The sequence below is a fragment of the Saccharopolyspora phatthalungensis genome, assembly GCF_014203395.1.
Taxonomy (GTDB): Bacteria; Actinomycetota; Actinomycetes; order Mycobacteriales; family Pseudonocardiaceae; genus Saccharopolyspora; species Saccharopolyspora phatthalungensis.
Genome location: NZ_JACHIW010000001.1, coordinates 4,205,464 through 4,229,122, shown reverse-complemented (window position 1 = coordinate 4,229,122; position 23,659 = coordinate 4,205,464). Strand labels below are relative to the sequence as shown.

The following is a 23,659-nucleotide window of genomic DNA, read 5'->3' as shown; positions in this document are numbered from 1 at the left end:
GTCATCGGGTCTCCCGGTATGCCGCGCCAACCGATTCGGCGTACTCCTGCGACTGCTGGAGTGCCTGATCAACGGTGATCTGCCCCGCGATGGCGGCGGAGAGCTGCTGGCTCACCCGCGTGCCGAGGTCCTGGAATTCGGGGATGCCGACGAACTGGATTCCCGGGTAGGGCACCGGCCGCAGCATATTGTTGCGCTGCTGAGCTTGGTCAATACCGTCCAACGTGGGCGCTGCGTATGCCTTCGCGGCCTGCTGGTATTCCGGGATCTGGTACGTCGACAGCCGGCATCCGGGCGGTACCGCGTTCCAGCCGAAGGTCTGCCCGACGTTGCGCACGAACTCCTTGTCGGTCATCCAGCGCATGAACCGCCAGGCGGCGTCCTTGTCCTTGGCGACCTTCGGCATGGCCAGCGACCAAGTGTAGAGCCAGCCGCTGCTGGGGGTGCGCTCGACCGGGGCCGCGACGTAGCCGGAGTTGCCGACGATCTTGCTGCTCTCCGGGTCCTCATTGGTCCCGGCCATGACCGTGGCGTCGTACCACATCGCCGCCTGGCCCTGGGCGTAGCGCGTACCGCATTCGGAGAAGCCCGCGCTGGACGCGCCGACCTCGCCGTGCTGGCGCACCAGGTTGACGTAGAACTCCGCGGCGGCCCGGAACTCCGGCGAGGTCAGCTGCGGGTTCCACTTCTCGTCGAACCAGCGGGCGCCGAAGGTGTTGGCGACCGTGTTGAACGGCGCCAGGCTCTCGCCCCAGCCCGGCTTGCCGCGCAGGCAGATGCCGGACATGCCGGCCGCACGGTTGTCGAGGCGTGCGGCGAAGTCCGCGATCTGCTGCCAGGTCGGGTGTTCCGGCATGGTCAGGCCGGCCTGCTGGAACAGGTCCTTGCGGTAGGCCAGGAAGGACGACTCGCCGTAGAACGGAACCGCGTACATCGATCCCTGGTAGGACAGCGAGTCCCGGATGCTCGGGATGAAGTCGGCCTGGTCGTAGCCCGGGCTCTTGTCGATGTACGGCTGCAGGTTCTCCAGCCAGCCGTTTGCCGCCCACTGCGGGGTTTCGTAGTTGCTGATCATCACCACGTCGAACTCGCCGCCCTCGGTGGCGGTCGAAGCGGTGATCTTGGCGCGGGCCTGGTTCTCGGGCAGCTGCACGAACTTCAGCTTGATGCCGGGGTTATCCCGCTCGAACTGGTTCGACAGCGCGATCGCGTCCTCCATCTGCGGGTTCGACACGATCGCGATGACCAGCGTGCGCCCACCCGAGCCGAGCGACCCGGCGCCCGCGCAGCCGGTGAGCATGAGCGCCGCTACCGCGAGCACCGCCAGTTTCCAAAGCTTACGCATCAACGCCTCCCGGTAGCACCTGAACCTTCAGCCCGGCACCACTGCGCATGAGATCCAGTGCCTTCGGGAAGTCCTCCAGCGGCAACGTGTCGGTGAGCAGCGCCGAAGTGTCGATCGCACCGGAAGCCACCAGATTCAGCGCCGCGCCGTAGCTGTGCAACACGGCCATCGAGCCGACGATGGTGATCTCGTCGTTGTAGATCCGGAACGGCGACAGCGAAATCCGGGCCTCGGCCGGGGCGACGCCGAACACCAGCAACCGGCCGCCGCGGCGCAGCGAGTCGAAGGCCGCCTCGATGGCGGGGGCGGCACCGGTGCAGTCGACCGCGGCGTCGAACCGCTCGCCGAGTTCGGCGGCATCAGTGGACACCGCCACCGCGCCAAGCTTGGTCGCCCGATCCAGCCGCGCCTCGTTGCGGTCGACCACCGTGACGTGCGCGCCCGCTCGCTGGAGCAACTGCTGCATCAGCAGCCCCATTGTTCCCGCGCCCACAATGAGGAACCGCTCGCCCGCTTCGACGCCGATCTGCCGGACGCCGTGCACCGCGCACGACACGGGCTCGACCAGCGCGCCTTCCTGCCAGGTCATCGTGTCAGGCATCCGGTAGCAGGTGGCCGCCGGTACGGCGACGTACTCGGCGAACGCGCCGTCCACAGTGTCGCCGGTGGCGTTCCAGTTCACGCACAGGTTGCCGTGACCCGATCGGCAGGGCGTGCAGTAGCCGCAGAACAACGACGGATCCACCGCGACCCGGTCACCGATCTTCCAGTCCCCCGGTACCTCCGCGCCGATCTCAACGACCTCGCCGGCGAACTCGTGGCCAGGCACGATCGGATACGGCGTCGGCGGGAAATGGCCGTCGGCGATGTGCAGGTCGGTGCCGCAGATGCCGCAAGCACCGACCTTGATCACCAGTTGGCCTTCGCCCGGTTTCGGATCCGGCACGTCGCCCACCCTGATCGAACCAGGCTGATCGATGATCGCGGCGCGCATGACATCCCATTCCGTTCTGCTCAGATGAGCGTTGTGCCGTTGCTCTAGCTCGCAACTGCCGAGCATTGAAAGTCGTGGTGCCCGGTTACGTCAACCTTTCGGCCGTATTTCGAGCTATCGTGCTCAGATGAGCAATCAAGGGCAGCGGTCCCGCCTGACCGGAACCATCACCGCGGCACTGATCGCACACCGGTTCTACATCCAGGGACGTTCCAAGCTGGAGATCGCGAAGGAGTTCGGGATCAGCCGGTTCAAGGTGGCGCGAATCCTCACCGCGGCGCACGACACCGGCCTGGTCAGAATCGAATTCGACCTGCCGGTGCCGGTGGATCTCTCGCTGTCCGATGAGGTACGCACCGCCTACGGGCTGCGCCGCGCGCTGGTGCTCAACAGAGCGGAGACCAGGGCGGATCGGTCTGAGCTGCGCAGACGGATCGGCGCCCTGGCGGCGGACCTGCTGTCCGAGATCGCCACGCCGGACGACGTCATCGGCCTGGCCTGGGCGCGTTCGGTAAACGCTATGACCGAGTCCATCCGATCGCTCCCGAAGTGCCCGATCGTGCAGTTATGCGGTGTACAAGCGGGCATGGATATGCGCGACCGATCGGTGGAGACGGTGGGCCGGGTAGCCGCGGTCGCCGGCGGCGACGCCTATCCGATCTACGGGCCGCTCGTGTTACCTGATCGTCGCACGAACGACATCTTGCGCAAGCAGCCCGGGATCGCGGAGACCTTCGAGCAGTTCCAGCACCTGACCAAAGCGGTGGTGAGCATCGGCGCCTGGTTACCGGGCGAGTCGACGGTCTACGACGCCCTGCCGCCGAGCGAACGGGACTCGATCGGCCAACGGGGAGTCGCGGCGGAGATCGCGGCCCGCCTGTTCGACGCGGACGGCAACGTCCTGTCGACGGGCCTGGCGCAACACGTCCTGGCGATCCCCCACGCCCAGTTGCGCCGAGTGCCGGAAATAATCGCCCTGGGCTACACGATGCCCAAAGCACGAGCGGTCGACGCGGTCCTGCGCTCCGGCATCGTCACCACGCTGATCACGGATGCCAACGTCGCCGACACCCTCCTGCACCTCGCCGCCCACAACCCGCCCAAGTGACCCGGCGAAGCCCGTTTCACGTTGCCTTCGCCAAGAGGAAACGGGAAACGGGCCTATTTTGCGCCCCGGGAGTCCGCGTCTCGGCCACAATCCCTAAACAAGCGGCGCCCAGCCGCGCGTGACCATACTTCCCGCCACCCGTCGAGGACGGCTATGAACGCGGCCGAGAGCACCAGGGACAACGCGACCAATGCACTTCCGGAAAGATCGGCATCGGCGAGCACGCTCGCGGCCCACACTTGCGCCGCGCTGAACCCGAAGGTGAGCAGCGCCTGGCCGGACAACCGCCCGACCGACGGATTGCGCTTTTCGGGTGTCGATTCACGCACGGACTCGTCCTTGATCATCTTTTCTCCTAGGGTCTTCCGGTGGTCCGGCACGCCGGTTGCGGCCGGTCCCCCGCATTTCACCTTGCGCGAAGACCCCTCGGCGCCAACAGCCGTTTCCCGTCGCCTGCCGAATCTGGCAACGGGAAACCCGGAGGACGATGTGACTGAACAGCCCACACTGTTCGGGGCAGAGCTTCGAAGACTGCGCATCGCCGCCGGTTTGTCCCTTACTCGCATGGCCGCGCTCGTGCATTACAGCAAGGGCCACCTCAGCAAGATCGAGACCGGGAGCAAGCGTCCAACACCGGATTTCGCGCGGCGCTGCGACGCAATCCTCGACGCCGGCGGAAAGCTGGCGAGGATGGCCCCCGCGCAGCCCTCCGAAGCTCCGCTGCCCGAAGAAGCGCGCGACGGTGAGGTGTGGTTAATGAGTCTCGGATCAGACGGGAAAAGCTGGTTCCAGCCGATGGATCGGCGCCAGGCGCTGGCGGCGGGAGCAGCTTCGGTGCTGGCCTTCGGGATGGGCACCGGTCACGCGGCGGCGGAGGACGGCACGATCCCGGTGTTGCGCGCCATGTTCGACCAGTTCCGCCAGCTGGGGCAAACGGCGAGCCCGTCGGTGGTGCTGCCCGCGCTCATCGCGCAAACGCACACCCTCCGCGAACTCGCCGCGCGGTCCCGCCCCCGGTTGCGGGCCGAAATCCTCGCGTTGAACTCGCGGTATGCCGAATTCGCCGGGTGGATGGCGCAGGAATCGGGAAACGACCGAGCCGCGCTGTGGTGGACCGACCGTGCGGTGGAACTGGCCGAAGCCGGCGAAGATCGCACGCTGGCCGCATACTCCCTGGTCCGCCGCGCGCTGGTCACGTTATACCGGGAAGACGCCAGGGAGACGATCGACCTCGCCCACCAGGCCCAGCGAACCGGGGCGTCCACTCGGATCCGCGGCCTGGCGGCGCAGCGCGAGGCGCAAGGCCACGCGCTGGCCGGTGATTACAACGCCTGCATGCGGAGCCTTGAGCGGGCCCGGGACCTGCTCGGCGCGGCACAACCGGAGGCTGGGCCGGTACTTGGCACCGCGAACCTGCCCGATCCCGTCGCGATGGTCGCCGGGTGGTGCCTGCACGATCTGGGACGGGCGCGGGACGCCACGGCGATTCTGGACCGGGAAATCCAGCGCGTGCCGCCGCACGCGCTCCGATCTCAAGCCCGCTACGGCGTTCGTCGCGCGCTCGCGCACGCCGCAGCGGGCGAGATCGATCACGCTTGCACCCTGCTCGGGCAAGTCCTCGGAGTGGTCGACACCGTCAGCTCCGCCACGATCGCGACGGATCTCCGGCGTCTCGCTCGCGTGCTCTCGCGGTACCACACCGCGTCCTCGGTGCGTGCCCTCCAGCCCAGGCTGGTGGCTTCGCTGCACAACCTGACCGTCTAAGAAATTCGCTTTTCCGGAAACGAAAGTGAGTACTGCTGTGCCCGAAATCTTCATCAACTACCGGAGCGGAGACTGCAAGGACACCGCCGTCGCGGTCGAGCAGAACCTGTCCGCGCGGTTCGGTAGCCACCGGGTCTTCCGCGCTGCCAAGTCGATCCGGCCGGGCGAGAACTACCGCAGCGGCCTGGCTTCGGCTTCCTCCGGTGCCCGCGTGCTACTGGCGCTGATCGGTCCGAACTGGCTCGACGCGCGCGACCGGAACGGCAACCGTGCGCTGGACGACAAGGACGATTGGGTTCGCAAGGAGATCTTGAACGCCTTGGCGAGCGGAGCGCGAATCATTCCGATCCTCTGTGGACGGAAGATGGACCGGCTGCCGGTCGGTAAACTGCCCCCCGAACTGGCACCGCTGGCCGACCTGCAATCCCTGACCTACGACGCCGGCAGCGCCGAGGCCGACCTGGATCGGATCGCCGCCCATCTCGTCACTCTCGTGCCGGGCCTCGTCGACCGGACCACACCAGACGCCCCGGCGGAGGCAGGCGTGGCGAACACGGTTTCCGGCCCAGTCGGGGGCAACTCGGTCCAACTCCGCGACATGACCGGCGGATCCATCACCACCATCAACGGGCAAACCGGGCCGGTAAGCGCGGGTCAGGGAGACCAGCACATCTTCTACGGCGACGGGACCAACTACATCGCGGGCAAGAATTCCGGTGGGATCCACCAAACCTTCGGCGCGGAGCGGGATAGGAACGAGCAGCGATGAGCGAGACACAATACGAGTTCCACGACGCGCAAGGCAGTCCGATCAATGCCGGATCAGGCGATCAGCACATCAATCCCGTGTACATCAGCATCCACGAGAGCGTGCGGCAGCAGGCCAAAGGGCCTCGCCTGACCGCCAAAGACGATCTTCACTGGCTGAACCTGCGGTTCGTCCCGCCACTGAACCTCGGTGCCGCGCGGAACCAGCTCCGGGACAACCGCACCGTGCTGCTCGTTGGGCCGCCGGGAATTGGTCGGCGCACTGCGGCGAAGATGCTCCTGAACGAGCTGATGGACGATCACACGCCCTACGCCGTGTTGGCCGACGAGGCAGACGCTCTGTATGAACGGCTGGCGACGGCCACCGTTCATGCCCGTCATCGGCTCATTCTGGACCTCACGGCGAGCACCGAAGAGGTATTTCGTGCCCGGCTTCGGGAGTTGCTGACATTCCGCGTGGCGGTCCAGACGAACGACGCGTATTTGGTGGTAGTGGTACCGGAAGCCCGCTTACACCAGATCGACTCGGAGCTGAACCAGCACATCGTCAGGATAGGCCGGCCACGCGGTGAGCTCGTGCTGCGACGACACCTCGAAGCAGCCGAGATCTACCTGGCAGACAGGGACCTGATCGCGACGGACCTCAGCGCGCACCTGGCCGGACCGATCAGCGAAATCGCCGATCTTGCGCGAGATGTGATTTCGGAACGCGACAGGGACCCGGAAGGCCAACCGGTTTCCTGGCTCAGCAGGGCCGTTTCCGCAGTTGCCGATCGCAGCAAGGAGGTGGCAGACCTGCTGAAGACGCAATCACACGGGCGCGTGAGGACGGTGCTGCTGTCGGCGGCCATGTGCCACGGCGCATCCAGCGACGCGGTGTTCTTCGCCTCGCATCGGCTGGTGGAGATGCTGAGACTCACCGACCCAAACCCCCGGCTAGAGCAGGACGGCTACCGCACCCAACTCGACGAACTGCGCATCGACGTCGCGAACAACCGAGTTGACTTCAACAAGAACAAGTACGGCGAGGCGCTGCGCAAGTACTTCTGGGACAACTACCCGGATCTGCGCAGTTCGTTCTGCGAATGGGTCGACGCGACAATCCGCATGGACCTGCTCACCCACCGGGACCGGACGAACCTGGTGGACCGCTTCGTGTCGGAGGCATTGCGCACGGGGTCGCCGAGACACGTGACCTGGCTGATCGAGCGCTGGGTCTTCCCAGGGGCGCACGGATCGAACCGGCTCCGGGACTACGGCGTTCGCGCGCTGCTGGCCGGACTCCAGCATGAACACCACGGTCGATGGTTCCGGCAGCTGGTGTACGAGTGGTCGCGACGCAGTGAACTGCCCGCGGATGTGGGACAACTCCTAGTGGACGCCTGCACCGAAGTGATCGCGCCCAATTTCCCGTCCCAGGCCGTTGTGCGCCTGCATAACCGGGCCCGTCGCGAGGACGGCACGGGCGCCCCGACAGCTCGACAGGCACTCGTGCGACTGGCCTGGGGAGATCCGATGCTCCTGCGCCTGCTGCTCGCCCGTCTCGACGAAGGGCTCCAGCGGCAGGAACCCTGGCAAGCCGACTTCTTCCTGTTCCTGGACATCGCCGATCCATCGCGGTTCGCTGATTACCGCGTGTCGCGGCCGCTCGCCGCGGAACCCGTGGTGCGTTCGCAATTGGTCACCTGCTGGCGTGCGGCGATGTTCGCCCGCCCCGACCTCATCCCGCCCAGATTGCATGACTGGCTGGCGGCAGCCGGGCAAACCGCGTCCTACGACCTGTTGCTCGGCATACTCGTGGAGGCCGCAAGCCCGTCGATCACGCTGCTCGCTTCGTTGCACGTTTTCGCGCGCGATTGGAGCCACGCCGCCCAGGGGCGTCCCGAAGTGGCGGTGCGGCTCTCCCAACTGATCGACCTGGCACAGGGCCTGCAGGCCACGGACTACGTGTTCGACCACGCTCCTGAGGAGGCTCTTCGATGAGCAAGGAAAACCGGACCCTGTATGTCGGACTGGCACTGGCGGCCCTGCTGCCGCTCGTGCTCGGACTGGTGCTGGGCTGGTCGGCCTGGATCACCGTCCCGCTGTTCGCGGCAGTGATCACCGGTGTTTACCAGAAACTCATGCACGGCACCAGAACCCCGAGCGACCACGTGGGCGTCGTGCTGGACAAGATCGGCCTGTACCCCGATAACCCGGTGCGCGCCCTGACCGCGCACCGATTCGCCAAGCTGATCGAAGCAGCCGGAAACCCGCGTGTGGCCGAAGAAGTCCGCCAGAAGTTCGACGCACCCTACCCGCTCCGCTAGCTTCGGGCCCGTAGTGGCCGCTGCGCTGGGGGTGGCCGGGAGGCGCTTCAGGAGGTCGGGCGCCTCCCGGCCTGGTAACTGGTCAACGTCGTCGAGCGACGGCTACCGGAGTTCCTTCTTGAGGATCTTGCCGCTCGGTCCCTTCGGGAGTTCGTCGAGGACTCGGATCTCCCGTGGGCACTTGTACCCGGCGAGGCGTTCCCGGCAGAAAGCGATCAGCTCCTCGGCGTCCGATCGAGCCTCGGGCTGGAAGGCGACCACCGCCACGATTTCTTCGCCCATGCGCGCATCGGGTCTGCCGATCACCGCAGCCTCGCGAACCGCAGGATGGCTGTAGAGCGCCTCTTCGACCTCGCGGGGGTAGACGTTATAGCCGCCGCGGATGATCAAGTCCTTCTTGCGGTCCACGACGAAGAAGTAGCCTTCCTCGTCGCGGTAACCGAGATCGCCGGTGTGCAACCAGCCGCCGCGAAGCGCCGCCGCGGTGGCATCCGGGCGCTTGTAGTAGCCCTTCATCACGCTGTGGCCGCGGATCACGAGCTCTCCGATGTTCTCCGGTCCCGGCGGCAGTTCGTTGTCGTCGCCGTCGAAGACCGTCATCTCGACTCCCCAAAGTGTCCGACCGATCGAGCCGATCTTGCGGTCTTGCGCACTGAAGTTGAACGTCGCGATGGCCGCCGTCTCGGACAGGCCGTAGCCCTCCAGCACCACGACGCCGGGCACCTTCCGCTCGAACTCGCGCAGCACCTCCTCGGGCATCGCCGCGCCCCCGGAGATGGCCGCTCGCAGGGACGAGAGGTCCCGTCCGGCGAGGTCTTGGCCGAGCAGCGCGAAATACATCGTCGGTACGCCGGAGAAGATCGTGCAGCGGTGCCGCTCCATCGCGTCCAGGACGACACCGGCGTCGAACTTGGGGATCAGCACCGCCGAACCGCCGAACCGGACCAGCGGGCCAAGCACCGTGGCCAACCCGAACACGTGGAACAGCGGCAGCGCCACGACGCTGACGTCGTCGCTTGACACCCGGAATGTCTCGCCACCCACGGTGGCGGCCATGAACAGCTCGAAATGAGTCAGCTCGGCGCCTTTCGGCTGACCGGTGGTGCCGCTGGTGTAGAGCAGCACGGCGGTGTCGCCGGCCTCCACCGCGATGATCTCGCCGGTGTCCTCGGCCGCGCAGAGCTCGTCGAAGGGTTTCGTTCCGGCGCAACGCGCTTCGCCGCCGGGCGCCGACACCACATAGGAGGGCACATCGAACTCGGCCGCCGCCTTGACCGCTTCTTCGGCGGCGGACTCGAAGGTCACCAGCAGCTTGGCGCCGCTGTCGGTGAGGTGGTAGGCGATCTCCGGCGCCTGTAGTAACGGATTCAGCGGCACCATCACCAGCCCGGCTTTGAGGATGCCGAAATAGGCGAGCACAAACTCGGGCACGTTCGGCAGCTGCACGACGACCTTGTCGCCGCGGCGCAGGCCCGCCGCTCGCAGCCCGGCCGCGACCCGGCCGCTGAGCTCGTCCACCTGCCGGTAGTCGAGGGTGCGCGCGCCGAAGTGCACCAGCGGTTGTTCGGGTTCTGCGGTCGCCGATTCCCGTAACACCGTCGCCAGGTTGAATCCCATGTTCACCTCGTCATCTCGGATTTCGGAGAACGGCGGTGCCGCGAAACTGTTTCCGGCGCACCAGGACTGGATTGTTCAATCACACAAGCCGACGCGACGACAAACAAGTGAGCGAACGGACCGTTTGCTTCGCCTGGCCGGGCGAATCCAGATGAAGGCATCGCGGCCAACGCGCGGCCAACGCGACACGTCATGCTCCCGATTTTGCCTGAAATTGGACGCCCCACCCGGGCGCCAGGGCTCCCGATTTTGCCTGAAATTGGAGAACTTCTTCCCTTGCGAACGCGGTCCCGCGATCCCGATTTTGCCGAAAATTGGAAAAGGGCACCCCGCAAGGGCAGATCGCGCCGCTGAACAGTTCTTAGTAGACGCATGCTCGCTGGCTGCTGCCTTGTGCAACGGCTGGTGCGCCTGGGGCTGGTGCGGTGCGTGCGACCACCGAACCGCCGCAGGTAGGCGACGAAAAGACTGGAACAAGTTCTACTGCGGCGCGGCTGCCGGGCTCGCGCCGCTGCGCGATGATTGGCCCCGGGGTGACGGTGATGCCGGGAACGGCCGAGGCGTGTGCCGGGGTGGATGTCGGAGGCACGTTCACCGATGTCGTCGTGCACGCCCCCGGCCACCGGCCGAAGGCGGTAAAGGTGCCCACCACCCCGGCGAACCAGGCCGAGGGCGTCCAGCGCGGCATCGCCGAAAGCCTGCCTGAAGGCACTCTCCGGCTCCTGCCGCACGGCAGCACCACCGCCACCAACGCCGTGCTGGAACGCAAGATCGCTCGCACCGTCTTCGTGACCACCGCCGGGTTCACCGACGTCCTGCAGATCGCCCGGCAGAACCGCCCCGCCCTCTACGACCTGTCCGCGACCAAGCCGGAACCGCTGGTCCCGCACGAGCGGGTGGTCACCGTCGCAGAGCGGACCAGTCCCCGAGGCGAGGTGATCATCGCGCTGCCCGATGACGAGATCGAGCGAGCGGTGAACGCGGTCCGGGGTCTCGAACCCGAGTCGATCGCGGTGAGCCTACTGTTCTCCTACGCCTGCGACGACCACGAGCGTCGGCTGTGCGCGGCGCTGGCCGACCTCGGCGTGCCGATCACCCGCTCCAGCTCGCTGTTGCCCGAGTTCCGCGAATTCGAGCGCGCGTCGACCTGCGTGCTGAATGCGGCGGTCGAGCCGGTGATGCGCCGCTACCTGTCCAACCTGACCGCCCGCCTGCCGGAACCGACGATCACGGTGATGACCTCCAGCGGCGGCACCGCCGGGGTGGATTTCGCCGCGACGGCACCGGTGCACACGCTGCTTTCCGGACCGGCCGCCGGCGTGGTGGCGGCCGGGGCGGTCGCGCGCTCGGCCGGGTTCGACGACGCGATCGCCTTCGACATGGGTGGCACGTCCACCGACGTGTGCCTGATCCGCGAGGGCCGCCCCGAGGTATCCACGTCGTCGGAGCTCGCCGGGCTGCCGTTTCGCACCCCGACCGTCGGGATCCACACCGTGGGTGCCGGTGGCGGCTCGATCGCGTGGGTGGACACCGGCGGCGCGTTGCGGGTAGGCCCGCGTTCGGCCGGTGCCGACCCCGGCCCGGCCTGCTACGGCCTGGGCGGCGCGGATCCCACGGTGACGGATGCGCACTGCGCACTGGGCCACCTCGACCCGGCTCGCGAGCTCGGCGGCGGCTTGCGGCTGGACGTCGACGCGGCGAACCGAGCGTTGGAAACGCTGCCGGAATCCGCCGCCGGCGTGCTGTCGGTCGTACGGGCGACGATGGCGCGGGCGCTGCGCAAGGTCAGCACCGAACGCGGCGTCGATCCGGCCGGGCTCGCCCTGGTCGCCTACGGCGGCGCGGGCCCGCTGCACGCCACAGCGCTGGCCCGGGAGCTCGGCTGTCCGGCCGTGGTGGTGCCTCCGGCGCCGGGCGTGCTCAGCGCGCTCGGCCTGTTGCTGGCGCCGCCGCGCTTCGAGGCATCGCGAACGGTGTTGGTGGATGCCCACGAGGATCTGTCCCAGGCTTGGGCCGATTTGGCGACCGAGGCGCACCGCGAGCTGGAAAAGCAAGGCGTCACAACGGAGATCTCGCTGTCCAAAGTGGCCGATATGCGCTACGCGGGCCAATCGCACGAGCTACGGATCGACGTCGCGGAGCAGGCGGACATCGCCGAGTTACTGCACACCGCGCACCGCGAATCGTACGGTTATGCGATGCGGGACGAGCAGGTCGAGGTGGTCACGCTGCGCGTCATCGCCCAGGGGGAGCCGATTCTCGCGACCCCGCCGCAGGACTGGGACCAGGGCGCGCCGGAACGCAAGCCGGACCGGGAGATCGGCATCGGCGACCGGACGGTGCGAGCGCGCATCGTGTCCCGGGCCGCACTGCGGCCGGGCGACGAGGTCACCGGTCCGGCGCTGGTCGAGCAGCCGGACACCACGACGCTGCTCGCCGATGACGAGTCGGCCGTGGTCGACGAAGCGGGGCATTTGGTGGTGCGGTTGACATGACCGAGCTGACCGCCGTCGAGCTGGAGGTGTTCCGCCACGCCCTGGCGGGCGTCGCCGACGAGATGGGCGTGGCCCTGCGCCGTGCCGCCTACTCCCCCAACATCAAGGAACGCGCCGACTGCTCGGCCGCGGTGTTCGACGCCGACGGCGAAATGGTCGCGCAGGCCGAACATATCCCCGTGCACCTGGGCGCGATGCCGGCGAGCGTGCGCGCCGTGCTGGACACCTGCGGGCAACTCGCACCAGGCGACCAGGTCTGCGTCAACGACCCCTACCTGGGCGGCACCCATCTGCCGGATCTGACGATCGTCTCCGCCGTCGGCTACGGCGACCGGCTGCTCGGCTACGTGGCCAACCGCGCCCACCACGCCGACGTCGCCGGTGCCGCCCCGGGCTCGATGCCGGCGACGGCCACCGAGATCGCGATGGAGGGCGTCCGGATCCCGCCGATCCGCATCGCCGACGCCACCGGCGAACGGGAAGACGTGGTCCGGCTGATCGCGGCCAATTCGCGAACCCCTAAGGAACGCCGCGGTGACCTGCGCGCCCAGTTCGCGGCCAACCATGTCGGCGCGGTGCGGATGCGCGAACTCGCCCACCGGATGGGGTCGCGGCGGCTGCGCGCGGCGATGACGGCGGTGTGCGACTACTCCGACCGCCGGGTGCGCGCGGCGATCCGCGAGATTCCCGACGGCTGCTACCGCAACGACGACGTGCTGGAGATCGGCGACCCTGAAACCGGCGGTGGGGTGCCGATCCGGGCGGCGGTGACGGTGTCCGGCGACGAGGTGGCGGTGGATTTCGCCGACAGCGCACCTCAGATCCCGGTGAACTGCAATGCGGTGTTCGCGGTGACGCTGTCCGCGTCGATGTTCGTGCTCCGGATGCTCACCGATCCCGACGCCCCGCCCAACGCCGGCTGCTACCGAGCGCTGCACGTCGAAGCGCCGGAGGGCACGGTGGTGAACCCGACCTTTCCGGCTCCGACGGCGGCGGGCAACGTCGAGACCAGTCAGCGCATCGTGGATGTGCTGCTCGGCGCGTTCGCCCAGGCGATCCCCGACCGGGTTCCGGCCGCGAGCCAGGGCACCATGAACAACCTGCTCATCGGCGGCGGCGATCCCGCGTTCAGCTACTACGAGACGCTCGGCGGCGGCGAAGGCGGAACCCCGACGCGCCCCGGCATGTCGGGGGTGCACACCGGCATGACCAACACCCAGAACACCCCGGCGGAAGCGATGGAACTGGACTACCCGCTGCGGGTGTGGCGCTACGAACTCCGCCCGTCATCGGGCGGCGCGGGACGGCACCCCGGCGGCGACGGCCTGGTGCGGGAGATCGAAGCGCTCGCCGACTGCACGCTCACCATCCAGTCCGAGCGCCGCGAGCACGCGCCGTGGGGCACCGGCGGCGGCCAGCCGGGCGCGCTGGGCCGCAACGTCTTGATCCGGGCCGGCGGCGCCGAGGAACTGCTACCGGCCAAGGGCACCTGGCCGCTGCGCCGAGGCGACCGTGTCCGCATCGAAACCCCAGGTGGCGGCGGGTGGGGAGCTCCCAGCGAGGGCTGCTGAGCGTTACTCTGTAGGTGCCGACCGGGCGCACCGCGCTGGCACGTGGAGCCTTCGAACTTCCCGGTGCGGCGGGGCCTCCGGTCCAAGCGGCCGGGGGCTTCCGCATGCGATGCCGGAGCTCACTACTCCGGCGTTTCCGCGCGGCGCAACCGCTCCGCGAGCGCGTCGCGGTCGCGCTGCGCTCGCTCCTGGCGCTGACGCGCAGTCCTCGCTTGGCGGCGGTGCTCGCGCAGCTCGCGCTCCGCTCGCGAGAGTTCGTTGCGCAGCTCCTCCAGCGAGTCGCGTAGTTCCTCGCAGCGTTGCTCAGCCTCGCGCTCATCGCGTTCGGCGAGTTCCAGCGAGTCCACGGCTTCGCCGAGTTGTTCATCGGTGTGTCGCAGTTGCTCACGCAGCCCGGTCAGCTCCGCGCTGCGCTGTGCTTCGCGTCGCCCGGCTTCGCGGCGCGATCTGCCCGGCGCCCTGCCCGGCGCCGCGCTGCGCTGTGTTTCGCGCGGCTCCGCTTTGCGCTGCGATTTGGGTCGGGCCGCGGTGCGGCGGATGGCCGCGACCGCGAGTTCGTCGAGGCCGAATCCGCTGTATTCCAGGGGTTTGGCCAGGGTGCCCGCTTGCACCGCCTGGGCCGCTTCGGGGTCGGACAGCGCCGCAGTCAGGGTGCGTTCGACTTGTTGGCGGGTCGGTTCGGTCAAGGGGTGGCCCTGTTGGCCAGCGAGTTTAGCGGCTAGTCCGCTGAGTTCGCGCAGGAGACGGGTCCGGTCCGCGGCGAGGGCCCGGAGGTCGTCGCCGCGCAGTTCGCGCTGCGCCGCTCGCAGCTGTTCGCCCAGGTCCAGGAGCCTGGTCATGGCGCGGGGCTCTCGGGTGGCGAGCAGGTTCACCGCCCAGGCGGCGGCGGTCGGTTTGCGCAGCTTCTTGAGCCGGGCGGCGAGGTCTTGGTCACCGCGTTCGGCGGCCGCCGCAGCGTGCCGGTCGCGGGCCGGGATGAACTCGGCGGGGTCGGCGGTGTACAGCTCGCGGGCCAGGTCCGGCAATTCCACGGGATCAACGTGCCACGCCGACACGGCATGCGCGATACGGTCGGACGCCGCAGGCTGGCGGTATGACTGCTTTGGAACGGCCCCGCGAGGGGGCCATGATCGCCGGGGTGTGCGCCGGGATCGCGAAACGGTTCGGTTGGCCCGTCGGCCTGGTCCGGCTGGCGTTTGTGCTCTCCTGCGTCCTGCCGGGGCCACAGTTCTTGATCTACCTGGCTCTGTGGCTTCTGATGCCCAAGGCACCGCGATCGCCAACGGCCCCGCAACCCTAGGGTCGTCGCGTTCCCGCTGCTCAAAGGCCGCGAGCACGTGGGGCGATGACCCCCGGAAGTACGCTCATCAGCGGGAACCCGGTTCCGCATCTCGGAATCAGGCATCGTGCGCAACGCTTCCCGGGCTCAGGTGGGCGGGCCGATGCCGCGGCGAGTGTGGCCGGGGACGTGGTGGACCCGGTCGAGGTCGCGGATTCTGCTGGATTCGAGTTGCCAGGGCACGCTGACCACCATGACGCCGGGTTCGAAGCGCAGCCGCCACCCGAGCCGGAGCGAACTCTGGTTGTGCAACAGGTTCTCCCACCAGCGACCGACGACGTATTCCGGGATATACACGCACACCAGGTCGCGCGGGCTTTCCCGGCGGATCCGCTTGATGTAGTCGATGACCGGCCGGGTGATCTCGCGGTAGGGCGACTCGATGACCTTCAACGGCACGTCGATGCTGTGCCGTTCCCACTCGCTGCGCAGGATGCGCGTATCCGGGTCATCGACGTTGACGGTGAGCGCGGTCAAGGTGTCCGGCCGGTTGGCGCGGGCGAACGCCAATGCCCGCAGCGTCGGCTTGTGCAATGTGGACACCAGGACCACCGCGTGCACCCTGCTGGGCAGGGTGATTCCGTCGGTATCCGGTTCGAGCTCCCGCCGGACCTCGCGGTAGTGCCGGTGCACGGCGCGCATCAGGAAGTACAGCGCGGGAATCGCGATCACCACGAGGTAGGCGCCGTGGGTGAACTTCGTGATGAGCACGACGACCAGCACCGTCGCGGTCAGCACCGCACCGAAGGCGTTGACCAGCCTGGCCCGGTGGATCCGCGGCCGCTGCGCCGCGTCGGCGTCGGCGAGCCGCGTGTTCCAGTGCTTCACCATGCCGATCTGGCACAACGTGAACGAGGTGAACACTCCGAGGATGTAGAGCTGGATCAGCCCGGTCACGGATCCTTCGAACGCCGCGATGAGCGCGATCGCGACCAACCCGAGCATGACGATGCCGTTCGAGTGCGCCAGCCGGTCGCCACGGGTGTGCAGCTGGCGCGGCAGGTACCGGCGCCGCGCGAGCAGCGACCCGAGCATCGGGAAGCCGTTGAAGGCGGTGTTCGCGGCCAGCAGCAGGATCAGCGCCGCACCGGCCTGCACGACGAAGAACAGCACGCTGTCGCCCCCGAACACCGCGCTGGCGATCTGCGCGATGACGGTGCGCTGCCCGACGCTGCCGCAGTTGGCCGGGAACCCGATCAGGTCGCACGGATTCTCCGCGATCCGCACCCGGGAGATCATCGCCAGCGCCGTCGCCCCGCTGAACAGGAAGATCGCCAGCACACCCATGATGATCATGGTTCGCCCGGCGTTGACGTCCTTCGGCGGCCGGAACGCGGGCACCCCGTTGGAGATCGCCTCTACCCCGGTCAAGGCCGTGCAACCGGAGGAGAACGCCCGCAGTAGCAAGAAGATCAGGGCCAACCCGGTGACGTCGACCTGTTCCGGACGGATGCCCCAACCCGCGCTCTCCGCGACGGGCGGATGTCCCGTCGCGGTCTGCGCGAGTCCGACCACGATGGTCAGGCCCATCGCCGCGACGAACAGGTAGGTGGGCACCGCGAACGCGCGGCCGGATTCGCGGGTGCCGCGCAGGTTCATCGCGATCAGCAGCACCACGACGAGGATGGCTATCCAGACCCGCTGCGGGTACAGCGACGGCACGGCCGACACCAGGTTGTCGACACCGGCCGCGACCGACACCGCCACCGTCATCACGTAGTCGACCATCAGCGCGGCGGCCACCACCAGGCTCGGGTCGCGGCCGAGGTTGCGCGCCACGACCTCGTAGGACCCGCCGCCACTGGGATAGGCGTGCACGACCTGCCGGTAGGAAGCCACCACGACGGCGAGCAACACCACGACCGCCAGCGCCACCCACGGCGTCAGGTGCAGCAGCGCCAGCCCGCCGAGCGACAGGATCAGCAGGATCTCCTGCGTCGCGTAGGTGACCGAGGAGAGCGGGTCGCTGGCGAAGATCGGCAGCGCTAGCCGTTTCGGCAGCAGGGTCTCCTGCAACCGGTCGCTACGGACCGGGCGCCCCAGCACCAGCCGCTTCAACATCTGCAACGCCGAAGCCACCACTCCAGGCTAGGCGCGTACCGCTGACGGCACCCGACATCGCGTGATGCCACGCGCCAGACGCTCGGGAGTTCGAGCCGGGCCGACAGCCGTTGACCGGTGGCCGCGAGGTGTCCGGCCAGGCGTGCCGCTGTCCGCAGTCCTCCCACAGATGCGCTTCACACCCTTCACCGGGTGTGGGGCGCATTCGTCGTCTCCGGGTCAGTACCACTCGCCGGGCTGCCACTGCACGCACGTCGGCCGCGCCCCGGTGCGGCAGTATTCGGTGACCGCCTCGCGCACCTTCTCCAGCGGCAGGGACGCCGAGCGCGGGAAGTCAACGCCGTCCGTGTCGAGTGGCAGCACCGGGCAATGTTCTCTCGTGTTCGGGTTGTAAGAATCCGAAAGGTCCGCATCCGGCCCTTCGTAGTTCAGGGCACCCCATCCGATCGTCGGGTCGGCGGACACCCGCAATCGACCAGAGTCGGGGAACGCTGGCCCGGCCTCATCGCGGAACGACAGGCACGGGCGATCCCACACGTACACCTCGCAGACCGGCTCCGGTGGCTGCTCCACGATCACGCGCGACAGTTCCGTAATCTCGTCGGCGGTGCGTGCGTACCGAAAGATGTGGTGAAACACTGCCGTGACCACGGTCTGGTCTTGCTCGATCGTCATGGTCTTGCCTCTCCATGCAGCTCGATGGGTTTCGTCGCGCCCGGCTCCCACACCACCAGCGTCGAGCCCTCCGGCATTCGCACCCTTCACCGGGTGTGGCGCGCGTTCGTCGTCTTCGGGTCAGTACCACTCGCCGAGCTGCCACTGCACGCACGTCGGCCGCGCCCCGGTCCGGCAGTACTCGGCGATCGCCTCGCGCACCTTCTCCAGCGGCAGGGACGCCGAGGCCGGGAAGTCAATCCCGTTGGTGTCCAGCGGCAGGACCGGGGTGGCCGGTCCTGCGTCGGGATTGAAGGAGTCGACCAGGGCGCCGTCCGGCCTGTCCCGGTCGACGTAGTTGAGCGCGCCCCAACCGGTCGCCGGCGAAGTGGACACCCGCAGTCGTCCGGTGGGAAACGCGGGGCCGCCGGGCTCGAAGTGCCCGCGGCACGGCCGGTCCCACACATAGACCGCGCAGACCGGGCGCGGCGGATCCTCGACAATCCGCCGCACCAGCGCGTCGACCTCCTCAAGAGTGCGCGCGTAGTGGAACTCGGAGTGGAACACGACGGTGATCACGGTCGCTGTGTCCGTTGCGGTCATGGTCTGGCTTCTCCGTGAATCTCGTACGTCTGCCCGGCTTCGCGCATCATCTGGGCGTATTTGGTCTCCACGTGAGTAATCATCGTCGGCGCGCCTCGATTCGAGTGGGGCGTGAACCGGTCGCTGTTGTGCAGGATCAGCCGCGCGCTCTCCGAGATGTCCTCCCGGCCGCTGGTGATGCGGAACTCGGTGCCGTCGCGGTCGTAGCCGAAGCCTGTCGTCTGGCCGCCTTCCCTGCGGGGTAGTCGCTTGCGCGCCTGCTCGACCCACCGTCGGTCGCGGGCGGCGTCTGTAGGTATCCGGCCGGCGGTTGAGGGGTGCGCGGCGCTGGGCGGGGTGGAGTCGATGGCCTGCTGTACTTCCAGACATCGGCGGTAGGTCGTGATCAGCTCAATCACGCGGTGTGCCGCCTGGAAAGCGTGGATCAACTCATCGCTGGTCGGCTCCACTACGGCGAGGACTTCCAGCGCTTCCGGGTCGGCGGTGCCTTCCAGTGCGAACCCCAGGATTTCACCGGCTTCATCGCACGCGTCCTGCGCGGTGGCGAGAAGGCCGAGGGCGGCAGTGATCCGATCAACCACCTGCGCCAATGTCTGATCGAGATCACCGAGCGCCGACATGTCGCCCTCTTTTGCAATTCGCCGCGCCGGATAGCGTGGCAGGTGCCCCGGTGCGGTGGGGCCGTTTGCGGCGGATACCGTTCGGCCCCACCACGTTCATCGAGTCGAGCTGTGTCATGCCCCAGCGCGGTGGGGCTTCGACTACAGCTGCGGACCGACTGACCAACGCGTGGTTCCGGCCGAGTCGTAGACGGGCTGCTCACCCTCGCCGCATGCCGGTTCTGGCTTTGGCTCTGACTCGGTTTCAGGGTTGTTGGACATGTGCACCTCCCTTCCCGGCCAAGCTGTTCAGCTCGACGGCCGCCTTAGTCAACAGCGTGGCGAGAGCAACTGCCCGGTCGGCATCCTCCGCGCTCATCGCGCACTCGCCGCAGGCGGCGTCGAGGCCTTAGCAAGCGCGTGGGCCTTGTCGTCGCAGGTCCGGCACGTCTCCCACAACCACGCCAGATCGGTCTTTTCCGCTGCCAACTGGTGGCCGCACAGGGTGGCCACCACGAGTCCGGACGGGTAGCCCTTGGCAGGTTTGGGGTCGGTGCTGGCGTGCCGCTTGCCGTCGGCGGGAACCCAGTGGAATGGATGGGGTTGGTACATCACGCCACCGGCCCCGCGGTACCGCCACGCGCCACAGTGGCCCGAGCGCGTCTCGCCTGGGCAAAGATCGGACGGTGGCCAGGCAGCCACCACAGCAGAATCGCCCGGCCGAAAATCAAGGACCAGGCCAGCACGGCGAGGATCAGCAGCGCTTGCGGCATGCCCCTAACGTCGACTCGCCATCACGCCCGCTACAGGGGTTGCGTCATGCGGACGCCTATGCGCATAGGTCGGTTAGATCGCCACCCGCCGATCAAGCTCGGCGAGCATGCCCACGAGGGTGGACTGAGTCGAGGTTCGCCGGGCATCGGCGGTCGTGCGCCGCAGCAGTCGCGTCACGCGGTCTGACCCTATGTCGACAGCAAGCGAGAACAGGTCTTCGCTGACGGTCTCGGCGCGGGTCCAGTCTCGTACGCGGATGAGCGCTTCGAGAAGATGCGCGTTGTTTTCGTACTGCCATCGAGGCGGCTTGGTGGAGAAGTACTCGGCCGCTCGGCTGAACCGGTCGACGGCGGTCGACCATTGACCGAGACTGGCCCACAGCATTCCCTCGTTCCAGTCCACCACCCCGTCACCAACCCACCAGGTCCACTCCGGGTCACCGCTCCGGACACCATCGGAAAGCGCCGTCCTGGAACGGCCCATTTCCGCCAGAGCTTCGGTGTCGGCTCCGAGGTCCGCGAGCGCGCGAGCTCGGCGAATCCGCAGCAGTGTCGTGACGCGGGGCGATAGGTGGCGGTCGTCCATCGTGGTGTCGACGATTCGCAGTGCCTCGCGGGGTCTGCCCACGTACAGGGTTTGCATGCTCCAGTTGGTGAGCGTGAACAGCTCGATGGAGCGGTCCCCAGCCATCCGGGACAGCGCCAGCGATTCCAGGTTCAGTTGCCGTGACTCGTCCTGGCGGTCAGTGTCGTACAGCAGCCACCCGGCGAGTTCGCCCATTTCACCGGTCACGGCTTCGAAATCGCGCTCTACTGCACATTCGTAGCGTCCGCTGGAGAGCTTTCGATGGGCAGTGCGGAACAAGCGGACTGCGAGACCGGCGATGTCGTTACCGCCGTGCAGGCCATCGAGGGCAACGAGGTGGCGAATGGTTTCCCGCATGCCGTCGACGTAGCGGCTATCCACGGGCCGGTCGTGTTCGTCTGGTGCGATCACCCCGGTGGAGACGTCTGCGGGTTCTAGGAGTTGCGGCCAATGCCCCGCCGGCATCGAGCACGTCGTCTAGGTGCTGTGCGGTGGTGGTGTCAGGTGTTTGTTTGCCGTTCTCGTAGCGGCAGATGCTGGATTGGCTCATGTACGCCTGCCGCGCGAGTTGGGGCTGCGATAACCCTGCTGCCTCGCGGAGGCGCCGCAAAGTCTGCCCGAATTCGGACATGGTGATGCCTTCCCGCCGGGGTTCCCCGCCGATGACCCCCAGGCGTCCCTGGGGGTCATCCTCCCGGCGGGGAGGTGGTGTTGAGGGTAGCGCGGAATCGGAAACCTTTACGCCCGTACGCGCGTGGGAGCGGGGTTAGTCATCCGCGCCGAAGTCGTCGGACAGCCAGCCGAACGCGACACTACCGTCGGAACAGCGCCATTTGCCGCGCTCGACTCGACAAGCTCCCTGGCCTTGTGCGATTGAAGGCAGGGCTACGCCGGACGGGTGAAGCATGCGGGCACCCGCAACCAAGCGGCTTGGCATCGGGGATCACTTGCGTTCGAGGACGGCTTTGAGGAAGCGTTGGGTCCGTTCGTGCTGGGGTTCCTCGAAAATCGTCGACGGGGGCCCGGACTCCACCACCGCGCCGGAGTCGAACATCAGAACCCGGTCCGAGATCTCCTCGGCGAAGCGCATCTCGTGGGTGACCAGAAGCATCGTCATGGCGGTCGTGTGGGCCAGGTCGCGGATGACGCTGAGGACCTCGCCGATCAGCTCCGGGTCCAGGGCGGAGGTGACCTCGTCGAAGAGCATCACCTTCGGCCGCATCGCCAGCGCGCGGGCGATCGCGACGCGCTGCTGCTGACCGCCCGAGAGTTGCCCCGGCTTGTGCCCGAGGTGCTGGTCCAGCCCGACCATCTGCAGCAGGTCGACCGCGCGCTGCTCGGCCTGCTCCCGGGTCATCCCCAGCACCTGGACCGGCGACAGGGTCACGTTGTTCAGCACCGTCATGTGCGGGAACAGGTTGAAGTGCTGGAACACCATCCCGATCTTGCGCCGCGCCGCCGCCTGCTGCCGGGTGTCCGCCGTGGCCTTCCCGTCGCGGCAATCCCACAGCGGCTCGCCATCGACCTCGACGAGCCCGCTGTCCGGCTGCTCCAATGTCATGAGCAGCCGCAGGATGGTGGTCTTGCCGGAGCCGCTCGGGCCGATGATGGAAACCTTCTCCCCGGCGGCGACTTCGAGGTCGAGTTCCCGCAGCACCTGGTTGCTGCCGAACGACTTTCCCACGCCGGAGAACGAGACCATCGGCCGGGCATCCTCATCTCGGATGGGCAAGGCGCAGCTCCAATCGTTTGATCAGCTTCGCGGCGGGCAAGCTGACCGCGAGGAACAACAGGCCGGCGATCGTCAGCGGCTCCAGGTAGCGGTAGCTGCTGGACCCGATCGAGGTCGCGTGGCTGAGCAGTTCGAAGACCGTGATGGCGGACAGGATCGCCGAGTCCTTGAACATCTGCACCACGTAGTTGCCCAGCGCCGGGATGACGTCGCGGACCGCCTGCGGCAGCACCACGAACCGCCAGCGCTGCCAGGCGGACAGGCTCAGCGCGGTCGCCGCCTCCCACTGCCCGGCGGGCACGCTCTGGATCCCGGCGCGGTAAACCTCGGCGGTGTAGGCGCTGTAGTTGATGCCGATCACGATGATCCCGGTGACCAGCGGCGAGAACCGCACTCCGACATTCGGCAGCACATAGAAGGCGAAGTAGGCCTGCACGAGCAGCGGCGTGCCCCGCACGAACTGCAGGAAGAACCCGAAGAGCTTGCTCAGCAATGGGATTCGGGAAAAGCGCACGACGGCCACCACGAGCCCGAGCACCAGCGCGATCGCCATGCCGATGAGGGTGACCTGAACCGTCACCCAAAGGCCGTCCAAAAGGGACGGAATGATGCTCGCCGCGAACGACCAGTCCCAAATCATGAGCCCACCACCCGCCGAGTGCCGAACAGGCGTTGCGTCAAGGTCGTCGGCGCCGCGGGACGGGTCGGATCCATCCGGCGCTCCAGCCAGTCCGTACCGAGCGACAGTGCGTACGCCGCGACGAAGTACAGCACCAGGATGGTCCCGAACACCGCCGCGGTGGCGCCGGTGGTGGCCCGCACCATCTGCGCCCGGAAGGTCAGGTCGGCGACGGTCACCAGGGACACCAGCGAGGTGTTCTTCAGCAGGTCGACGAAGACGTTGCCGAACGGCGGGATCATCGCCGGTATCGCCTGCGGCAGGATCACGAACCGCATCCGCTGGTATGGGGTCAGGCTCAGCGCGATCGCGCCTTCGCGCTGGCCACGCGGCAACGCGGTGATCGCGCCGCGCACGATCTCCGCGCCGTAGGCGCCTTCGTTCAATCCGAGCGCCAGTACTGCCGCGGCGAACGGCACGAGTTGCACCCCGAAGAAGGGCAGGGCGAAGAACAGCCAGAACAGCTGGACCAACATCGACGTGCCGCGGAAGATCTCGATGAACGCCCCGGCCGGCCAACGCAGCCAGCGGCGCCGGGACATCCGGCACAGCCCGGCCGTGAAGGCGACCACGACGGTGACGACCATGCCGACCGCGGTCAGCGCCAGCGTGATCAGCAGGCCGTTGAGCAGCAGGGGCAAGAACGGCAGGATCTGGGACAT

The 23,659-nt window shown here is 67.8% G+C and carries 24 protein-coding genes; 8 read left to right on the top strand and 16 right to left on the bottom strand.

What is annotated here, in order from left to right; all coding sequences use genetic code 11:
* Position 1: 1 nt before the first annotated feature.
* On the bottom strand, positions 2-1,345 hold the full coding sequence (locus BJ970_RS19520) for an ABC transporter substrate-binding protein (RefSeq protein ID WP_184727574.1): 1,344 nt from the start codon (positions 1,343-1,345) through the stop codon (positions 2-4).
* Entirely contained in the window at positions 1,338-2,339 is a 1,002-nt protein-coding gene (locus tag BJ970_RS19515) for a zinc-dependent alcohol dehydrogenase family protein (protein ID WP_184727573.1), read from the bottom strand. Before BJ970_RS19515 ends, BJ970_RS19520 begins: the two co-directional genes overlap by 8 nt.
* Before the next feature lie 127 nt (positions 2,340-2,466).
* Here BJ970_RS19515 and BJ970_RS19510 point away from each other — a divergent pair, with 127 nt between their 5' ends.
* Complete coding sequence (locus BJ970_RS19510) at positions 2,467-3,447, top strand: sugar-binding transcriptional regulator (RefSeq protein ID WP_184727572.1); 981 nt, start codon at positions 2,467-2,469, stop codon at positions 3,445-3,447.
* A 53-nt stretch (positions 3,448-3,500) separates the two neighbouring features.
* Here BJ970_RS19510 and BJ970_RS19505 read toward each other — a convergent pair whose 3' ends face one another.
* On the bottom strand, positions 3,501-3,794 hold the full coding sequence (locus BJ970_RS19505) for a hypothetical protein (protein ID WP_246470917.1): 294 nt from the start codon (positions 3,792-3,794) through the stop codon (positions 3,501-3,503).
* Positions 3,795-3,936: 142 nt separating this feature from the next.
* Here BJ970_RS19505 and BJ970_RS19500 point away from each other — a divergent pair, with 142 nt between their 5' ends.
* The 4 genes from BJ970_RS19500 to BJ970_RS19485 are packed head-to-tail and all read left to right on the top strand — an operon-like array spanning position 3,937 to position 8,288.
* Entirely contained in the window at positions 3,937-5,211 is a 1,275-nt protein-coding gene (locus tag BJ970_RS19500; protein ID WP_184727571.1) for a helix-turn-helix domain-containing protein, read from the top strand.
* Between the two features lie 25 nt (positions 5,212-5,236).
* Positions 5,237-5,980, top strand: coding sequence for a toll/interleukin-1 receptor domain-containing protein (locus tag BJ970_RS19495; RefSeq protein ID WP_312864319.1), 744 nt, complete (start codon positions 5,237-5,239; stop codon positions 5,978-5,980).
* Entirely contained in the window at positions 5,977-7,962 is a 1,986-nt protein-coding gene (locus BJ970_RS19490; RefSeq protein ID WP_184727570.1) for an ATP-binding protein, read from the top strand. Before BJ970_RS19495 ends, BJ970_RS19490 begins: the two co-directional genes overlap by 4 nt.
* The gene (locus BJ970_RS19485) at positions 7,959-8,288 is read left to right on the top strand and encodes a hypothetical protein (RefSeq protein WP_184727569.1); all 330 of its coding nucleotides are present in this window, start codon (positions 7,959-7,961) and stop codon (positions 8,286-8,288) included. The genes BJ970_RS19490 and BJ970_RS19485 overlap by 4 nt, the downstream gene beginning before the upstream one ends.
* A gap of 102 nt (positions 8,289-8,390) precedes the next feature.
* On the opposite strand, the gene BJ970_RS19480 is transcribed toward BJ970_RS19485, so the two are convergent.
* Positions 8,391-9,905, bottom strand: a complete 1,515-nt coding sequence (locus tag BJ970_RS19480; RefSeq protein WP_184727568.1) for a long-chain-fatty-acid--CoA ligase — start codon at positions 9,903-9,905, stop codon at positions 8,391-8,393.
* Between the two features lie 542 nt (positions 9,906-10,447).
* Between BJ970_RS19480 and BJ970_RS19475 the strand changes: the two genes are divergently transcribed.
* A complete protein-coding gene (locus BJ970_RS19475; RefSeq protein WP_184727567.1) occupies positions 10,448-12,400 on the top strand; it encodes a hydantoinase/oxoprolinase family protein in 1,953 nt (650 codons plus the stop codon).
* Positions 12,397-13,971, top strand: a complete 1,575-nt coding sequence (locus tag BJ970_RS19470) for a hydantoinase B/oxoprolinase family protein (RefSeq protein ID WP_184727566.1) — start codon at positions 12,397-12,399, stop codon at positions 13,969-13,971. Before BJ970_RS19475 ends, BJ970_RS19470 begins: the two co-directional genes overlap by 4 nt.
* A 122-nt stretch (positions 13,972-14,093) precedes the next feature.
* Here BJ970_RS19470 and BJ970_RS19465 read toward each other — a convergent pair whose 3' ends face one another.
* On the bottom strand, positions 14,094-15,026 hold the full coding sequence (locus BJ970_RS19465) for a coiled-coil domain-containing protein (RefSeq protein ID WP_184727565.1): 933 nt from the start codon (positions 15,024-15,026) through the stop codon (positions 14,094-14,096).
* Between the two features lie 38 nt (positions 15,027-15,064).
* Between BJ970_RS19465 and BJ970_RS19460 the strand changes: the two genes are divergently transcribed.
* Positions 15,065-15,271 (top strand): PspC domain-containing protein, encoded by a 207-nt coding sequence (locus BJ970_RS19460; RefSeq protein WP_184727564.1) that lies wholly within the window; start codon positions 15,065-15,067, stop codon positions 15,269-15,271.
* 126 nt (positions 15,272-15,397) lie between these two features.
* Here the strand turns inward: BJ970_RS19460 and BJ970_RS19455 are convergent, their stop codons facing one another.
* From BJ970_RS19455 to ehuC, 11 genes are all read right to left on the bottom strand, one after another.
* On the bottom strand, positions 15,398-17,371 hold the full coding sequence (locus BJ970_RS19455) for an APC family permease (RefSeq protein WP_184729222.1): 1,974 nt from the start codon (positions 17,369-17,371) through the stop codon (positions 15,398-15,400).
* A gap of 219 nt (positions 17,372-17,590) precedes the next feature.
* The gene (locus BJ970_RS19450; RefSeq protein WP_184727563.1) at positions 17,591-18,046 is read right to left on the bottom strand and encodes an Imm1 family immunity protein; all 456 of its coding nucleotides are present in this window, start codon (positions 18,044-18,046) and stop codon (positions 17,591-17,593) included.
* 120 nt (positions 18,047-18,166) lie between these two features.
* Positions 18,167-18,628 carry an Imm1 family immunity protein gene (locus BJ970_RS19445; protein ID WP_184727562.1) on the bottom strand — a complete coding sequence of 154 codons (462 nt, stop codon included), beginning with the start codon at positions 18,626-18,628 and terminating at the stop codon, positions 18,167-18,169.
* On the bottom strand, positions 18,625-19,248 hold the full coding sequence (locus BJ970_RS19440; protein WP_184727561.1) for a DddA-like double-stranded DNA deaminase toxin: 624 nt from the start codon (positions 19,246-19,248) through the stop codon (positions 18,625-18,627). The genes BJ970_RS19445 and BJ970_RS19440 overlap by 4 nt, the downstream gene beginning before the upstream one ends.
* Before the next feature lie 354 nt (positions 19,249-19,602).
* Positions 19,603-19,839, bottom strand: a complete 237-nt coding sequence (locus BJ970_RS19435) for an HC3 family zinc finger protein (protein WP_184727560.1) — start codon at positions 19,837-19,839, stop codon at positions 19,603-19,605.
* Positions 19,839-20,000: a hypothetical protein gene (locus tag BJ970_RS19430; RefSeq protein ID WP_184727559.1), complete on the bottom strand. Its 162-nt coding sequence runs from the start codon at positions 19,998-20,000 to the stop codon at positions 19,839-19,841. The genes BJ970_RS19435 and BJ970_RS19430 overlap by 1 nt, the downstream gene beginning before the upstream one ends.
* A 73-nt stretch (positions 20,001-20,073) precedes the next feature.
* A complete protein-coding gene (locus BJ970_RS19425; protein ID WP_184729418.1) occupies positions 20,074-21,051 on the bottom strand; it encodes an NsdA family TPR-like regulatory protein in 978 nt (325 codons plus the stop codon).
* Positions 20,960-21,217 (bottom strand): helix-turn-helix domain-containing protein, encoded by a 258-nt coding sequence (locus tag BJ970_RS40040; RefSeq protein ID WP_184727558.1) that lies wholly within the window; start codon positions 21,215-21,217, stop codon positions 20,960-20,962. Before BJ970_RS40040 ends, BJ970_RS19425 begins: the two co-directional genes overlap by 92 nt.
* A 312-nt stretch (positions 21,218-21,529) precedes the next feature.
* Positions 21,530-22,288 carry an ectoine/hydroxyectoine ABC transporter ATP-binding protein EhuA gene (gene ehuA / locus BJ970_RS19415; protein WP_184729221.1) on the bottom strand — a complete coding sequence of 253 codons (759 nt, stop codon included), beginning with the start codon at positions 22,286-22,288 and terminating at the stop codon, positions 21,530-21,532.
* A gap of 13 nt (positions 22,289-22,301) precedes the next feature.
* The gene (ehuD, locus tag BJ970_RS19410) at positions 22,302-22,958 is read right to left on the bottom strand and encodes an ectoine/hydroxyectoine ABC transporter permease subunit EhuD (RefSeq protein WP_184727557.1); all 657 of its coding nucleotides are present in this window, start codon (positions 22,956-22,958) and stop codon (positions 22,302-22,304) included.
* Positions 22,955-23,659: an ectoine/hydroxyectoine ABC transporter permease subunit EhuC gene (gene ehuC, locus BJ970_RS19405; RefSeq protein ID WP_184727556.1), complete on the bottom strand. Its 705-nt coding sequence runs from the start codon at positions 23,657-23,659 to the stop codon at positions 22,955-22,957. The genes ehuD and ehuC overlap by 4 nt, the downstream gene beginning before the upstream one ends.

What these genes read in the sequence shown, in the direction of transcription:
- BJ970_RS19475 (WP_184727567.1), top strand. Translation starts at nt 10,448, where the DNA reads ATGCCGGGAACGGCCGAGGCGTGTGCCGGGGTGGATGTCGGAGGCACG.
- BJ970_RS19450 (WP_184727563.1), bottom strand. Translation starts at nt 18,046, where the DNA reads ATGACGATCGAGCAAGACCAGACCGTGGTCACGGCAGTGTTTCACCAC.
- BJ970_RS19460 (WP_184727564.1), top strand. Translation starts at nt 15,065, where the DNA reads ATGACTGCTTTGGAACGGCCCCGCGAGGGGGCCATGATCGCCGGGGTG.
- BJ970_RS19505 (WP_246470917.1), bottom strand. Translation starts at nt 3,794, where the DNA reads ATGATCAAGGACGAGTCCGTGCGTGAATCGACACCCGAAAAGCGCAAT.
- BJ970_RS19445 (WP_184727562.1), bottom strand. Translation starts at nt 18,628, where the DNA reads ATGACCGCAACGGACACAGCGACCGTGATCACCGTCGTGTTCCACTCC.
- BJ970_RS19440 (WP_184727561.1), bottom strand. Translation starts at nt 19,248, where the DNA reads ATGTCGGCGCTCGGTGATCTCGATCAGACATTGGCGCAGGTGGTTGAT.
- BJ970_RS19515 (WP_184727573.1), bottom strand. Translation starts at nt 2,339, where the DNA reads ATGCGCGCCGCGATCATCGATCAGCCTGGTTCGATCAGGGTGGGCGAC.
- BJ970_RS19520 (WP_184727574.1), bottom strand. Translation starts at nt 1,345, where the DNA reads ATGCGTAAGCTTTGGAAACTGGCGGTGCTCGCGGTAGCGGCGCTCATG.
- ehuD (WP_184727557.1), bottom strand. Translation starts at nt 22,958, where the DNA reads ATGATTTGGGACTGGTCGTTCGCGGCGAGCATCATTCCGTCCCTTTTG.
- BJ970_RS19435 (WP_184727560.1), bottom strand. Translation starts at nt 19,839, where the DNA reads ATGTACCAACCCCATCCATTCCACTGGGTTCCCGCCGACGGCAAGCGG.
- BJ970_RS19490 (WP_184727570.1), top strand. Translation starts at nt 5,977, where the DNA reads ATGAGCGAGACACAATACGAGTTCCACGACGCGCAAGGCAGTCCGATC.
- ehuC (WP_184727556.1), bottom strand. Translation starts at nt 23,659, where the DNA reads ATGTCCCAGATCCTGCCGTTCTTGCCCCTGCTGCTCAACGGCCTGCTG.
- ehuA (WP_184729221.1), bottom strand. Translation starts at nt 22,288, where the DNA reads ATGGTCTCGTTCTCCGGCGTGGGAAAGTCGTTCGGCAGCAACCAGGTG.
- BJ970_RS19425 (WP_184729418.1), bottom strand. Translation starts at nt 21,051, where the DNA reads ATGCCGGCGGGGCATTGGCCGCAACTCCTAGAACCCGCAGACGTCTCC.
- BJ970_RS19430 (WP_184727559.1), bottom strand. Translation starts at nt 20,000, where the DNA reads ATGCCGCAAGCGCTGCTGATCCTCGCCGTGCTGGCCTGGTCCTTGATT.
- BJ970_RS40040 (WP_184727558.1), bottom strand. Translation starts at nt 21,217, where the DNA reads ATGTCCGAATTCGGGCAGACTTTGCGGCGCCTCCGCGAGGCAGCAGGG.
- BJ970_RS19510 (WP_184727572.1), top strand. Translation starts at nt 2,467, where the DNA reads ATGAGCAATCAAGGGCAGCGGTCCCGCCTGACCGGAACCATCACCGCG.
- BJ970_RS19485 (WP_184727569.1), top strand. Translation starts at nt 7,959, where the DNA reads ATGAGCAAGGAAAACCGGACCCTGTATGTCGGACTGGCACTGGCGGCC.
- BJ970_RS19455 (WP_184729222.1), bottom strand. Translation starts at nt 17,371, where the DNA reads ATGTTGAAGCGGCTGGTGCTGGGGCGCCCGGTCCGTAGCGACCGGTTG.
- BJ970_RS19480 (WP_184727568.1), bottom strand. Translation starts at nt 9,905, where the DNA reads ATGGGATTCAACCTGGCGACGGTGTTACGGGAATCGGCGACCGCAGAA.
- BJ970_RS19470 (WP_184727566.1), top strand. Translation starts at nt 12,397, where the DNA reads ATGACCGAGCTGACCGCCGTCGAGCTGGAGGTGTTCCGCCACGCCCTG.